This window comes from Aliirhizobium wenxiniae (assembly GCF_014201355.1).
Taxonomy (GTDB): Bacteria; Pseudomonadota; Alphaproteobacteria; order Rhizobiales; family Rhizobiaceae; genus Neorhizobium; species Neorhizobium wenxiniae.
Genome location: NZ_JACHEG010000012.1, coordinates 33,477 through 48,035, shown reverse-complemented (window position 1 = coordinate 48,035; position 14,559 = coordinate 33,477). Strand labels below are relative to the sequence as shown.

10 protein-coding genes are annotated in these 14,559 nt (G+C 59.1%); 4 read left to right on the top strand and 6 right to left on the bottom strand.

Features of this window, described 5'->3' with window-relative positions; translation table 11 throughout:
• Positions 1-6: 6 nt before the first annotated feature.
• The 4 genes from HNQ72_RS27955 to HNQ72_RS27940 form a co-directional block, all read right to left on the bottom strand.
• On the bottom strand, positions 7-1,101 hold the full coding sequence (locus tag HNQ72_RS27955; protein WP_183997553.1) for an ABC transporter ATP-binding protein: 1,095 nt from the start codon (positions 1,099-1,101) through the stop codon (positions 7-9).
• A gap of 23 nt (positions 1,102-1,124) precedes the next feature.
• On the bottom strand, positions 1,125-1,964 hold the full coding sequence (locus HNQ72_RS27950; protein WP_183997551.1) for a carbohydrate ABC transporter permease: 840 nt from the start codon (positions 1,962-1,964) through the stop codon (positions 1,125-1,127).
• Between the two features lie 10 nt (positions 1,965-1,974).
• On the bottom strand, positions 1,975-2,856 hold the full coding sequence (locus HNQ72_RS27945; protein WP_148146875.1) for a carbohydrate ABC transporter permease: 882 nt from the start codon (positions 2,854-2,856) through the stop codon (positions 1,975-1,977).
• 157 nt (positions 2,857-3,013) lie between these two features.
• Positions 3,014-4,303, bottom strand: a complete 1,290-nt coding sequence (locus HNQ72_RS27940) for an ABC transporter substrate-binding protein (protein WP_183997549.1) — start codon at positions 4,301-4,303, stop codon at positions 3,014-3,016.
• A gap of 287 nt (positions 4,304-4,590) precedes the next feature.
• Between HNQ72_RS27940 and HNQ72_RS27935 the strand changes: the two genes are divergently transcribed.
• Positions 4,591-5,589 carry a LacI family DNA-binding transcriptional regulator gene (locus HNQ72_RS27935; protein ID WP_183997547.1) on the top strand — a complete coding sequence of 333 codons (999 nt, stop codon included), beginning with the start codon at positions 4,591-4,593 and terminating at the stop codon, positions 5,587-5,589.
• A gap of 531 nt (positions 5,590-6,120) precedes the next feature.
• Here HNQ72_RS27935 and adhE read toward each other — a convergent pair.
• Positions 6,121-8,775, bottom strand: a complete 2,655-nt coding sequence (gene adhE / locus HNQ72_RS27930) for a bifunctional acetaldehyde-CoA/alcohol dehydrogenase (RefSeq protein ID WP_183997545.1) — start codon at positions 8,773-8,775, stop codon at positions 6,121-6,123.
• Between the two features lie 303 nt (positions 8,776-9,078).
• Between adhE and HNQ72_RS27925 the strand changes: the two genes are divergently transcribed.
• Both HNQ72_RS27925 and HNQ72_RS27920 read left to right on the top strand, forming a co-directional pair.
• Entirely contained in the window at positions 9,079-10,944 is a 1,866-nt protein-coding gene (locus HNQ72_RS27925; protein WP_183997543.1) for an adenine deaminase, read from the top strand.
• A 40-nt stretch (positions 10,945-10,984) separates the two neighbouring features.
• On the top strand, positions 10,985-12,187 hold the full coding sequence (locus tag HNQ72_RS27920; protein WP_183997541.1) for a M24 family metallopeptidase: 1,203 nt from the start codon (positions 10,985-10,987) through the stop codon (positions 12,185-12,187).
• A 111-nt stretch (positions 12,188-12,298) separates the two neighbouring features.
• On the opposite strand, the gene HNQ72_RS27915 is transcribed toward HNQ72_RS27920, so the two are convergent.
• Positions 12,299-13,309, bottom strand: a complete 1,011-nt coding sequence (locus HNQ72_RS27915; protein ID WP_183997539.1) for a GlxA family transcriptional regulator — start codon at positions 13,307-13,309, stop codon at positions 12,299-12,301.
• A gap of 210 nt (positions 13,310-13,519) precedes the next feature.
• Between HNQ72_RS27915 and HNQ72_RS27910 the strand changes: the two genes are divergently transcribed.
• Positions 13,520-14,413, top strand: coding sequence for a LysR family transcriptional regulator (locus HNQ72_RS27910; protein ID WP_183997537.1), 894 nt, complete (start codon positions 13,520-13,522; stop codon positions 14,411-14,413).
• The last annotated feature ends 146 nt before the right edge of the window (positions 14,414-14,559 follow it).

Here is a 14,559-nt window from a genome sequence, read left to right as displayed (position 1 = left end):
GATGGTTCAGCCGTCTTCACGACGACGGATGCGTTTTCCGCTTTCCGCATCGAATACGCGCACCTTGGAATGGTCCGGGATAAGCGTCACGATCTGTCCCGCCTCCAGAGGCCGTTGCTCCTTGAAGGCGGCGGAGACACGGAATCCTTGTGCATCCGAAAGGATCACCATGTCCGAGCCGGTATTTTCGACCGCGTGAATGGTGGCGGCGATACCGCCTTCCTGCCGGCCGGCAACGATTCCGACATGCTCCGGCCGGATGCCATAAAGGATCGCCTGACCTTCCGTGAAATCCTGGGCGGCTCCCAATGGAAGCAATGCTCCGTCCGTGAGGCGCGCGGCAGCTTCACCGCCGTTTAATTCGACACGGGCCTCGATCAGATTGATCGATGGCGTGCCGAGGAAGCTGGCGACGAATGTGTTGACCGGATCGTTGTAAAGCGTCAGCGGCGGCCCCGCCTGTTCCACGCGTCCGTCCCACAGCACGACGATCTTCTGGCCTAGCGTCATGGCCTCGACCTGGTCATGCGTCACGTAGATCGAAGTCGTACCGAGACGCTTGTGAAGGTCGGCGATTTCGCCGCGCACCTGGACACGAAGCTTGGCGTCCAGATTCGAAAGCGGTTCGTCGAACAGGAAAACAGAAGGATCACGCACGATAGCGCGGCCCATCGAGACGCGTTGCCGCTGACCGCCAGACAGTGCCTTTGGAAGACGATCGAGCAATGGCTCCAGCTCCAGCATGCGCGCCGTCTGCTTTACCTTTTCCGCGATTTCAGCTTTCGGCATTCCCGCCAGTTTCAGCGCGAACCCCATGTTTTCGGCGACTGTCATCTGCGGGTAGAGCGCGTAGGTCTGGAACACCATCGCGATATCCCGCTGTTTCGGGGCAAGCTCCGTAACATCCTTGCCGTTGATCGAAACGGTTCCGCTCGAGACCTCTTCCAGGCCGGCAATGATCCGGAGCAGGGTCGATTTCCCCGATCCCGAAGGACCGATCAGGACGCAGAACTCTCCGTCTTCGATCTCAAGAGCGACATCGTGAATGACATCGACGGCCTTGAAGGACTTGTTGACATTGTGAAGGCTAACTGAACCCATTTTATTCACCCGAACCTTTCGCTTCAGCCCTTGACCGCGCCGGACATCAGCCCGCGATTGAACTGTTTCTGAAGCAGGAGATAGACGACGATGCAGGGCACCGTGGCGACGACTGTGACGGCGATGAAGATGTTTTGCTGAAGCACCTCGTCGACGCGCAGGGAGCGCAGGATGACGGGGAGCGTGTAGAGATTGCGATCATCGACGGCGATCAGCGGCAGCAGATACTGATCCCAGATCATCAGGAAACCGAAGATGGTTGCCGTACCAAGCGCCGGCCTGACGAGCGGCAGCACCACACGCCAGAAGATCTGCAGTTCATTGGCGCCGTCCACGCGTGCTGCATCTTCAAGGTCACGCGGAATAGCCTTCATGAACTCCGTCAGAAGGAAGACGGAGAAGGCCCAGCCGACGACCGGCAGGATCATGGCCGCATAGGTATTGTAGATCGATGTATGTAGCAGCGGCAGTTCTGCATGCAGGATGAGATAGAGCGGGATCGCAATAACCTCATCGGGCAGCATCATTGTCGAAATGATCGCAAGGCTGACGATGGCTGCACCGCGAAACCTCTTGCGAGCCAGCGCATAGGCGGCGAGTGCACTGACAAATGTCTGCAGCACCGTTGCGATCGCGACGACGAACAATGAGTTGAAGAGGTAGATCCAGATTTTGACTTCAGACCACGCGTAGATGAAGTGATCGAAAGTCGGATTGCTAGGCCACAGGACAAGCTGGCCCGGCTGAACCGTATTCTTTGTAAAGGCGGTCGCCAGGATGCCCCAGAAGGGACCGCAGAATACGATGAGCAACAGAGCATAGACCAGACCGCGGGCGATGCGTTGCGGGAGTGTCATTTTCATCGGAAGCTCCTCAGGTCCGATCGATCCGGTTCTTCACGCTGACATGCACGATTGTCAGGCATACGGTGAAGGCGAACAGCAGGAAGGAAACCGCGGCGGCATAGCCGTAGTCGAAGCGTTCAAAACCGGCTTTGAAGATATTCGTCATGATGACTTCGGTGGCATTAGCCGGGCCGCCACCGGTCGTGGTGTAGACCTCGGTGAAGACGCGAAAGCCGCGAATGAGCGAGAGCATGACAACGACTGAGAATGCGGGGACGAGGCCGGGAATGGTGACGTGCCAGAGCTTGCGAAACGCGCTGGCCCCATCGACGGACGCAGCATCGTAGAGCTCACGGTTGATGCTTGCGAGACCGGCGATGAAGATCATCATGTTATAAGGAACGTTCTTCCATATCTGCATCAGAATGACGATGAAGAGCGCCTGATCGGGATCGGACATGAAGCCCTGCGGCCCGACGGCGAAAACGCCGAGCATCTGGTTCACGACCCCATCTGCGCCGGGATAGAACAGGATCCGCCAGATTTCAGCGAGAACAGCGATCGAGGTTACTGCTGGAATGAAGATCGCGGTGCGGATCAACCGTATGTGCCGGGCCTGACCTTCGAGCGCCAACGCGACGGCGAAGGCGAAGATACCGCCCGCGATTGTCGTCGAGACGACATAGATCAGCGTGTTCAGGCTTGCCGCATGCAGGGCGCTGTCGGAAAGAGCGCGCTCGAAATTGGCAAGCCCGACCCATTGATCCGATCCTGAAAAGCGCACCTTGTAGAAGCTCATGAACAGCCCTTTGATAATGGGCACGAACTTGAACCATGTGAAGATGATCAGGGCCGGAGCCAGAAACAGCCAGGGAACGATCCATCTCAGGCGTTTAGAGTGAAACCACATATGCTCCTCCGCTTGGCACCAGGAAATCCTGGCGAGCGCCGGGTGGCGCTCGGGCGATAAATTGCGAGTATTACGGTGAGGAATTGGCCGGCAGATTTGCCGGGTTGGCGCCGCGTCACTCAAAGACGGTCACGCGGCGCCAATGTTGCCTGAGAGGTTACTTGGCCAGGACCTCTTGAAGTTTCAGTTCCGCATTAAGAGCTTCGTCGAGCCCCTGCAGCCCGGACATGATGTCGGAGTTGCAACTGGAGAGGATCTGATTGAGGCCATCGGCTGCGACCTGACGGATCGGCTTCCAGTTCGGCACGCGCGGGAAGTAGCGTGCATTCGTGGCATAAAGATCGGCGAAAACGCCCCAGGCAGGATCGGGCTGGACCTTTACCACATCGACATTCTTGTTGACCGACAGGCGGACAATCGCGTTGTCCCCGGTACCGGCGGCCATGCCGGTTTCCTGGCCCTTCTTCGAAACCAGATACTCGATGAACTGCTTTGCTTCTGCCTCATGCTTTGTCGAAGCCATAACGAATGCGGCCTCGCCTTCGGCAAGTTCGGCCTGACCGGCAGGGCCGGCGGGTGGGGCGACGACCTCGAACTTGTCACGTCCCGGTTCACGCGTAAACGCCGCGATATGATAAGGCCCGGAGCGGAAGATCCCGCCTTGTCCCGAGACGAAGACCGGCAGTGTGTCGCCGGTGGTCGATGTGATTGCGGCCGGCTGCGCATAACCATCGCAGATCATCTTGCGTGCGAAGGTTACGGCCTTTTCGACAGCAGGCGTTGCCATGGACGAAACATAGGCATCACCCTTCTGCTGAAGGAAATCGCCGCCCGCCTGCCAGATCAGATCGGACATGAACCAGGATGCATACCCACGCGTGCCGGAAAGCGGCATGACATAGCCGTAGGTGTCCTTCTTGCCATTCCCGTCAGGATCGTTTTCCGTAAAGGCCTTCGCCAGATTGTAGAGATCTTCCCAGGTCTTGGGCACGTCATAGCCGAGCTTTTCACGCCAGTCCTTGCGGATGAAGACCGCAAAAGCCTGCGCCGATGTCGGCACGCCGTAATAGTTTCCATCGGCGGCCTGAACACTGTTCCAGGCGACATCGTGAAGCTCGTCACCGCCCTTCAAAGACGCGCGATCGATCGGCTTGACCACCCCCATATCGAGCAACTGCCCCATGAAAGTGGCGTCGTTGACAACCAGATCCGGCAGGCTGCCACCCGCGGCGGCACGTGTGAGACGCGTTTCGAAATCGATATTTGCGAGAAAAAGGTCTACCTTGATCCCTGTCTCGGCCGTAAACCCGTCAACGATGCGCGCAATCGTCGGCCGTTCGGCATCGCCGTATCGCATCCAGACATTGATCGTCTCTGCCGAATAGGCTGTAGACACCATCGTCGTGCTTGCCAGCGCTGCAAACGCGAACGCCCTTACCTTCCTCATGGGAAACCTCCTCTAAAATAGCCATTCGCCCTGCACGCCTCCAGAACATGCCAAACGTCTGTCCCCGGCAGAGCCGCTTTCCTCTAAGCCAGCGCTCAAAGGCACGCCTCCCAAACAAGGAAAACGTTTAACTGATATTTTTAGCGCGGCGGGAGCTGGATAGAATGATATGGATCAACCGAAATCGCGGAAAATAATGTGTTATTGTCAACACTCGAGATGGGAACGAAATCCGCATCAGCGGTAGTTGCGTTGAACAGAAGAAAACAAGGAAAGCGTTTATCTGCATGAAGCGCCCGAAAAGACCGACCATCCGAGATGTTGCGGAGAAAGCCGGCGTATCGATTGCGACGGTGTCGAAATACGTGAATGGCCAGCAGTCATTCTCACCGGCAGTGGAAGAGAAGCTGCGCGAAGCAATCGAGGATCTGGGCTACAGCCAGAATTCTCTCGCCCGCGCCATGGTCACCGGCCGTACGACTGCAATCGGGCTTGCGGTGATGGATCTCGCCAATCCTCATTATTCGAATGTCGTGAAGGGTGCCAATCGGGTGGCACTGGCGAACGGCTACAATCTCTTTGTCGTGGACATGGAGGAGAGTATCGCAGCGGTTCGCCCGCTATTGGAGGCCTTAGCGCCGCGCACGGATGGTTTGATCGTCAGCGCCCGCATTCCGAAAGACGTCACAGACTGGCTGGCCGAACTCGACAAACCGGTCGCCTTTCTAGGACAGCCAGAGCGCGATGATGTCCTGACAGTGGGCACGGACAGTGTTCAGGTTGCCGCGCTGCTTGCGCAATATCTCGTCCGGCAGGGTTTCAAGCGGTTCGGTTACATGGGCTACTCACGCGCACCATCCAATGCCGACCGCCTTCAGGGCTTGAGGCAAATCCTGGAGCCTGCAGGGGTGGAACTTCTGATCTTCGACGTGGATGAACCGACGAATGAAGCAGGCGAACGCGCCGCGGCCCGCGTGTTGCTGCGTCCAGATCGCCCGGATGTGATCATCGGCTGGAATGACCTTGTGGCGATCGGCATGATGAACGAGGCCCGTTCGCTTGGCTTCAAGGTTCCCTTTGACGTCGCCTTTGCCGGGATCGACAATATTCCGATCAGCCGCTACGTCACGCCACCGCTGACAACTGTCGACGTTTGTAGCCAGACCACCGGCGAAGTGGTGATGAAGAAGATCATTGCGATGATCGAAGAAAAGCCGCAACCCACGGATCTTACGCTGGAGCCTGCTCTGATCATTCGTGAGTCGACCCAGCGCCAGTTCACCTGACTGCACGACCGAGGGAGTTGGAAGAGAAGGGATCGTACCGAGCCTGCCATCGAGGAGATCGGGGGAAGTCACGCTTGCCGGACGTCGAGCCAATGCACCAATCCACGCCGCGATCGCAAAAGCGGGATGGTCCGCCAACAAGCCCCTGGCCTGTCGCTTCTTTGTCCAACAAACAGCGGCGCTCCGCAATCCGGGCAGGGGTCACAGTACGTGGTATGGAGCTCGCGATTATCCCGACACCCGCCCCAACTTACCAAATCGGTGGCGAAGCCGTCTCTCCTGTTCTGCAAACCGGGGCTCGCCCAATGTTGCGGACGTGCGATACGCGCTCGCTACGAAGCTTGTCATTCGTGATACGATGGCACAAGCGCCGTCGATGGGAATATAACCATCGACGCTTTTGGCGGCCCTTCGGATATCGACAGCTCTCCTGTCACACCGGGGCACCGCCGAACCATATAGGTCCGGCAGGTGCGCTGGTTTAGTGCCGTAAGTCGACCTAATTCGAGAGGTCTCCTCACGGCCGAAGGATCAGCCCTTGGCCTTCAGGGAAACGACACGCGGTTCCTTTGCGGCCGGCTTATCCTGCTCTTCGACATAAGCCTCGCCATGGTAGCTGGCGATCAGAACGTCGCGGATTTCGGCGATCAACGGATAACGCGGGTTGGCGCCCGTGCACTGATCATCGAAGGCCATTTCGGCAAGCTTGTCGACCTTGGCCATGAAGTCGGCTTCACCGACACCGGCTGCCTGGATCGAGGCCGGAATGTCGAGATCCTTCTTCAGCTGTTCCAGCCACTGGACGAGGTTCTCGACGGATGCCGCGTCGTTCTTGCCGCCGAGGCCAAGATGCTGGGCAATCTCGGCATAACGGCATAGCGCCTTCGGCCGGTCATACTGGCTGAACGCCGCCTGCTTGCTCGGATTGTCGACCGCGTTGTAGCGGACAACGTTGGAGATCAGCAGTGCGTTCGACAGGCCATGGGGAATGTGGAATTCCGCACCGATCTTGTGCGCCATCGAATGGCACACGCCGAGGAAGGCATTTGCAAAGGCGATGCCTGCAAGCGTTGCGGCATTGTGAACCTGCTCGCGCGCCTTCGGATCCTTGGCGCCGTTCTTGTAGGCCGAAGGTAGATAGGCTTTCAGCAGCTTCAATGCCTGCAGCGCCTGACCGTCCGAATATTCGTTGGCCATGACCGAGACATAGGCTTCGAGCGCATGCGTCACCGCATCGATACCACCATGCGCGGTCAAGGACTTCGGCATGTTCATGACGAGATTGGCGTCAACGATCGCCATATGCGGCGTCAGCTGGTAGTCGGCGATCGGGTATTTGATGCCGGTCTTCTCGTCGGTCACGACCGCAAACGGAGTGACTTCAGAACCCGTGCCCGAAGTCGTCGGAACGGCCACGAACATCGCCTTCTTGCCGAGCGTCGGGAAGCGGTAGATGCGCTTGCGGATATCCATGAAGCGCAGCGCCAGATCGGTGAACTCCACATCCGGATGCTCGTACATGACCCACATGATCTTGGCGGCATCCATCGGAGAACCGCCGCCGACGGCAAGGATCAGGTCCGGCTGGAAGGCGTTGGCAAGTGCGGTCGCCTTGCGCACCACGGCAAGCGTCGGGTCGGCGCTGACTTCGAAGAAGACTTCGACCTCAAGGCCGAGGTCCTTCAAAATGCGGATCGTGTCGTTGACATTGCCGTTCTCGAACAGGAAGCGGTCGGTCACGATCAGGCAACGCTTCTTGTCCTTCAGGTCTTCGAGCGCAAACGGCAGGCTGCCGCGACGGAAGTAGATCGATGGCGGCAGCTTGTGCCAAAGCATGTTCTCGGCGCGCATGGCCACCGTCTTCCTGTTGATCAGATGCTGCGGACCGACATTTTCCGAGATCGAGTTGCCTCCCCACGAGCCGCAGCCGAGCGTCAATGACGGTGCGAGACGGAAGTTGTAGAGATCGCCGATGCCGCCATGCGAGGCCGGCGAATTGATCAGGATGCGCGAGGTCTTCATCTTCGCGCCGTAGGTGGCGATGCGTTCCGGCTGCAGATCCTGGTCGGTATAGAGAACCGAGGTGTGACCGACACCGCCGAAGGCAACCAGCGCCTCGGCCTTGTCGCAAGCAGCCTCGAAATTCTTCGCCTTGTACATGGCCAGAAGCGGCGACAGCTTCTCATAGGCAAAGGGTTCGGTCTCGTCGATCGCCTCGACTTCGGCAATCAGCACCTTGGTGCCGGTCGGAACTTCGAAGCCTGCCATCTCGGCAATCTTGTGTGCCGACTGGCCGACGATCTCGGCATTGATCGATCCCTTCTTCAGGATCAGGCTCTTGATTGCACCCGCCTCGTTGCTCGACAGGACATAACCGCCATGGGTGCGGAAACGCTCGCGCACCGCATCATAGACGGCATCGACCACGACGACCGACTGTTCCGAGGCGCAGACGACGCCATTGTCGAAGGTCTTCGACATCAGGATCGAGGCCACTGCACGCTTGATATCGGCAAATTCATCGATGACGGCAGGCGTATTCCCGGCGCCGACGCCGATTGCCGGCTTGCCGGACGAGTAAGCGGCCTTGACCATGCCGGGACCGCCGGTCGCAAGGATCAGGTCGATAGCCGGGTGATGCATCAGGGCATTGGAAAGCTCTACGCTCGGCTCATCGATCCAGCCGATAATGTCCTTCGGCGCACCGGCCTTGACTGCGGCTTCCAGCACAAGGCGAGCCGCCTCGCAGGTTGCGCGCTTGGCGCGCGGGTGGGGCGAGAAAACAATGCCATTGCGGGTCTTGAGCGCAATCAACGCCTTGAAGATCGCCGTCGAGGTCGGATTGGTGGTCGGCACGATGGCGCAGATCAGGCCGATCGGCTCGGCAACAGTCGCAATCCCGTATTCCGGTTCTTCGGAGAGAACGCCACAGGTCTTCTCGTCCTTGTATTTGTTGTAGATATACTCAGAGGCAAAATGGTTCTTCACCACCTTGTCCTCCATCACGCCCATGCCGGTCTCCTCAACCGCCATCTTGGCAAGCGGGATACGTGCATTCGCAGCCGCCAGTGCGGCATTGCGGAAGATTTCGTCAACCTGCTCCTGGCTGAAACTCGCATAAGCCTTCTGTGCAGCTTCAACCCGCGCCACAAGCGCGTCCAGCTCCGCAATCGTGCTAACTGTCATGATAATTCCACCTCAAATTGAATCATGGTGCGTGGTAAGTCGCGCTCATCACGCGTACTAAATCGATTTAGAAGACTAAATTCTGGACCAATACGGCCAGGAAGCAAGCCTTTCGCGGCCTCCCGGAAACTATGTCGCGGCTGCAAAAACCCACAATGACATATGTCAATTTTCGCTCGCCCCATGCATAGCGACGAAAGCATGGCTCACAATCCGGTCCGATCGATTTGAACGGTTGACTGGACCCCGCCACGGATTATCACTGCAGGCCCGCGACCCGGAAAATGCGACGCAGAGAAAACCATGCCTTTTGAAATTCAGGACACCACCATCGATGCCGACAGCGAAGTGCGGATCCGCCAGCGTCTGACACTGGTGGCACTCGGCAAGGAAAAGGCCGATGTGGCCCTGCGGGTAGGACGGCTTCTCGATGTGGCGACCCGCACATGGTCGGAAGACCAGGAAATCATCATCAAGGACCGCCGCATCGCCTATGTCGGCAAGGCCGGCTCCTATCCGGGCGAAGTGGGCACCCGCGTCCACGAACCGGATCTTTCCGCCGTTCCCGGTCTTGGCGAAGTGCACAAGCATATCGAAAGCTCGCATCTGACGCCCGAATGGGAAGCAGCGCTTGTTCTGCCGCGCGGAAATACCTGGACCTGCGAGGCGAGCCACGAATTTTCCAATGTGAATGGCGCAAAGACGCTGGAATTCTGGCTGAAGGCTCGCGAGGCCGGTTCGCCGCTGAAGATCTTCCCCCTGCCCGGCTCCGCCGTTCCACCGACAGCTTATGAACATGGCGGCGGTTATCTCGGTTACGACGAGCAGAAGACCTTTCTTCAACAAAGCCTGATGACGGCGGGCCTGGATGAGGTGATGGACTGGCCGGCCGTATGGAACCCGGAAAACCCGTCGCATGAACGTCTCTGGGGCATGATCCGCGCGACATTCGAAAAGCGCGCCGTTGTCGAGGGCCATGCAGCCGGTATCCGCGATCTGCCCTCGATTAACGCCTTTGCCGCGGCAGGCCTTGCGTCTGACCATGAAGCATGGACGCCCGAAGAATTCTGGGACAAGCTCACTCATGGCCTTTTCATGGAGCTTCGCCCGCACAGCCTGCCGGAAGTCATCAAGGGCCTTCTCGACCGCGGCCTTGCCGACTGGTCGCAGATCGCGCTGACCACCGACGACCGCTCAGCTTCCGATACACTCAAGCTCGGCGCCACCGACCACAATGTGCGACTGGCTATCGAGGCCGGACTTGCGCCTGAAATCGCCATCCAGTGCGTCACCATCAACCCCGCCCGCCACATGCGCCTTACCCCCTGGGTCGGCTCGATAGCGCCGGGCCGTTATGCCGATATCGTGCTTCTGTCGGATGTCGAGAAATTCGAAATCGCCAAAGTCTGGGCCGACGGAAAACAGGTCTCCGAGGCCAAGACCTATCTGCCGGCCGTGCCGAAGATCGACTGGCCGGAATGGGCGACGAACACCATCAATATCGGCCGCGACCTGACGGCGGAAGATTTTGCCATCAGGGCCGAACCCGGCCGCGAGACGATGACGGCCGCCGTGCTTCGCCCCTTCCACTGGACAGACGACTTTTTGACCTTTGACCTGCCGGTCAGGGATGGCTTGGTACAGCGCGACGAGAGCCGCAACATCACCAAATTCTCCGTCATCGACCGTTTCTCCGGCAAGGGTGCGGTGTCGAAAATGTTCTGGCTCGGCTGCGGCCCCTCGACACCGGACACGGCGCTCGCCTGCTCCATGGCGCATGACAAGCATAATATCTGGTGCGTCGGCTCATCTGACGAAGCCATGGCCAAGGCCGTCAATGCAGTTGCCGAAAACGATGGCGGCTGGGCGCTGGTGCGCGAAGGAAAGGTCGTCGCCCGCGTGCGTTACGAGGTCGCCGGCCTGATGAGCTGCCGCCCGGCGGAAGATCTGCATGAGGAAATGCAGGCGCTTTATGCCGAGGGCGAAAAGATCGACTGGATGTACGAGCCGAGCTTCCACCCGCGCTGGTTTGCCGGCTTCCCGGAGCGGCTCGCCTTTGCCACGCTCACCTGCGCGCCGTGGCGCTGGGTTCTGGTGGCACCGAGCGACCACGCTCCGCAAGGCCTCGTCAACGTCGAGACCGGTGCCACCCACCCCGTCGTTTTCTAATCAGAATATTCGAAATCCAGTCCGTTTCAGGAACAAGACCATGAGTGCCCCCGTCTACAAATCCTTCGAACAGTCGCTTGCCGAATTCGACAATATCGCTGCCGCCGTTGCTCCGATCTCCGTCGAAGAGCTTCAATCCCGCATCGCCAAGCTGCAGGGGTTGATGCGGGAGACGGATGTGAAGGCCGTCTATCTCGATACCTCGACCAGCCTCACCTATTTCACCGGCATGACGCTTGGTGCGAGCGAGCGCCTGCACGGCGCGATCATCCCATCCACGGGCGCACCGATCTATATCAGCCCTGCCTTCGAGGAACCGAAGACGGTGACCCTCGTCAGGATCGAGGGCGAGATCGCCACCTGGGAAGAGCATGAAGACCCGGCCTTGCTCGTCGCGAACCTGATCTGCGGTCTGCCGGCGGAAGGCCAAGTACTGGCTTTCGATCCGGCCACGCCCTTCATGTTCTCGAGCCCGATCACCGCCCATATCGGCGCGCGGCTGAAAATCATCGGCGCCAGCGATTTGATCGCGGCCTGCCGCCAGATCAAGTCGGCTACCGAAATCGCCATCATCCAGACGGCGATGACCGCCAGCCTGCGTGTCCACAAGGCCGTGTGGGAAGGGCTCTACGAGGGTGTCTCGACCACCGAAGTGACGGATTTCATCGCCGCAGCCCACCAAAAACTCGGCATGCGCCATGTCTTCGCCGCCGCCCAGTTCGGCGAAGCGACCGCCTATCCACATGGCGTGCCCTACGCACAGACGCTCAACAAGGGCGACATGGTGCTGATCGATCTCGGTGCGCATATCCATCGTTATTGCTCGGATATCACTCGCACCTATGTCTTCGGCGAAGCGACCGAGCGCCAGCGCGAACTTTGGAACATGGAAAAGAAGGCCCATCGCGCCGCCTTCGAGGCAGCCCAGCTCGGCTCACCTTGCGAAGACGTCGATGCAGCCGCCCGCAAGGTGCTGACGGATGCCGGTTACGGACCGGATTACCAGGTTCCCGGCCTGCCGCACCGCACCGGCCATGGTCTCGGCATGGACCTGCACGAAAACCCGTTCATCGTTCGCGGCAACAAGACCAGGCTTCAGCCCGGCATGGTCTTCTCCGACGAGCCGATGCTCTGCGTCTATGGCGAATGCGGCGTACGTCTCGAAGACATTATCTACATGTCGGAAGAAGGTCCGGTCTTCTTCACCGAGCCTGCCCATTCGATCGACAGGCCTTTCGGCTGAGTCGAGATATCAAACGAATTTTGACGGGGGCGCGGCTTTCTGGCCGCGCCCCCGCACTATCCATACTAGGCCAGTCGTGATCGAAGGCGAATGGTTCGACATCCCTGCTCTTCAGTGGATTGCAGCTTGGCTTTCCCTCATACCCAGCGGCGTTTTGCCAAATGCAAGCCTGAACGCCTTGGTAAAATGCGACGCGCTTGAATATCCGACGTCGAAGGCAATATCGATCACGGCGCGGTTTGTGTTCTGAAGGAGTTCTCTGGCGCGCTCCAGGCGTATCTTGCGGTAAGCCGCCCCCGGGGAAAGCCCTGTCTGCTCCTCGAACAGCCGTTCAAGCTGACGGCGGGAAAGCCCGACCGACTTTGCCAACCCCTCCAGCGACACGTCGCCTTCCAGATTTTGCTCCATGGTAATCAGCACCGAGATGATACGCGGATCTCTCGCTTCGACGACAAACGGGCGCCTTGCCTGCGAATGAGTGGCCGATCTGGCCTGATCGATCTGCAGGACTTCAAGAGCATTCCTGGCTGCGTCCCGTCCGATGTGACGTTGAACGAGGACGTTAGCCAGATCCGCGGAACTGCTGCCGCCGGCACAGGAACCACGCTGGCCATCGATGTGGAAAAGCCGATCCGAGCGAACCTTCAGATCCGGAAACCGCTCGCGAAAATCCTGGTGATGGAGCCAGCTGACACAGCTCTCGTGGTCCGCCATCAAGCCGGCCTCGGCCAGAATGAAGGAGCCGGTACAAACGCCGATAAGCGGCACCCGCTTGTCGGCGGCCTTTTTCAGGTAGGAGACAGTCTCGTTGTCGACCGGCTGCGACACCGACAGGAGCCCGCCGACCACGACGATATAATTGAAGCGGGCCGGGTCGATGAAATCCGTCGTCGGAGCAACCTGTATTCCGCAGCTGGACGTGACCATGTGCCGGGTGCTGCTGAGAACCTGCCAGTCGGCAAGAACCCTGCCGGATCGATCCTTTTGGTCACTGGCGAGACGCAGCGTGTCGACGAACATGGCAAACGCCGACAGTGTGAACGAGCGCGCAAGAATGAACCCCACCTTGAGAGGTTCCTGCGGCTGTGCGGCGTCCGGCCGCTTGCGTTGTTCGGGCTGCACCGATCTCTCCCTTGCTGCGGCTTCATGCGATGCTGCGACACATCACCTGATTTGAAAACCATGGGCAAGCGGATCGCGCTCGTCAACGAAGATCGGTCGTGGCCGATCACTCTCGCGCATCTGAGCGCCTTCATGCTCTCGGCTTTGTCATTGGCGCACCCAGCCATTCATGCGCTAAATCCGGTAGGGACATATGCTGGAGATTAATAAATGCGGCGCGATGAAATCGGCGATCTTCTTGCTTTCATGGCCGTTGCGGAAGAACGGAGCTTTACCCGAGCTGCCGCCAGAATGGGCACGTCCCAGTCTTCGCTCAGCCACACGATACGGCGCATGGAAGAGCGGATGGGCGTACGCCTGCTCACCCGCACGACGCGCAATGTCGCCCCGACCGATGCCGGCGAGCAATTGCTCGAAACGCTGCGGCCGGCATTCGACGACATCGAAACCCGCGTCGATGCGATAAGCGCGCTCGGCGCCAAGCCAGCAGGAACCATTCGCCTGACATCGAGCCGCCAGCCGGCGATCGGCATCGTCATGCCCGCCGCAAGCCGGCTAATGGCGGAATATCCCGATATCAATATCGAAATCTCGGTCGACCAACGTTTCACCGACATCGTCACCGAACGCTACGATGCCGGCATACGGCTCGGCGAGCGGGTGGAGAAGGATATGGTGGCGGTGCGGATCGGTCCGGAGCTGCGCATGGTCGTTGCCGGATCACCCGCTTACTTCGAGAAAAGGGGCCGCCCCCTTTCGCCGCATGACCTGACGCAGCATGTCTGTATGAACCTTCGGCTTCCCACGCTTGGCGGCCTTTATGCCTGGGAATTCGAGAAGGATGACAGACCGCTCAATGTGCGCGTCCAGGGACAGTTCACCTGCAACGACGTCCCCATGCTGGTTGAGGCAGCCGTTAACGGCTTAGGCCTTGTGTGTCTTCCGGATGATCAGTTCGGCAAGCTGTTCGACGACGGAAAACTTGAGCGCGTGCTTGAGGACTGGTGCCCGCCATTTCCCGGATATCACCTCTATTATCCCAGCCGCCGGCAGGTATCCCCCGCCTTCCGTCTGCTGATCGAAGCATTGCGTTATCGCGACTGAAAGACAAACCCTTTCACAGTCTTGGTAGCGCGCCCGCGCCGGTTTCACGTCTGGAACGCGATTGTTCCAGACGCACCGAGGCCGCAAAGAAACTTCCGCAGTCGCTCTGAAAATAGAATAGAAAATCGGTAGAAATCTGCCCGGAC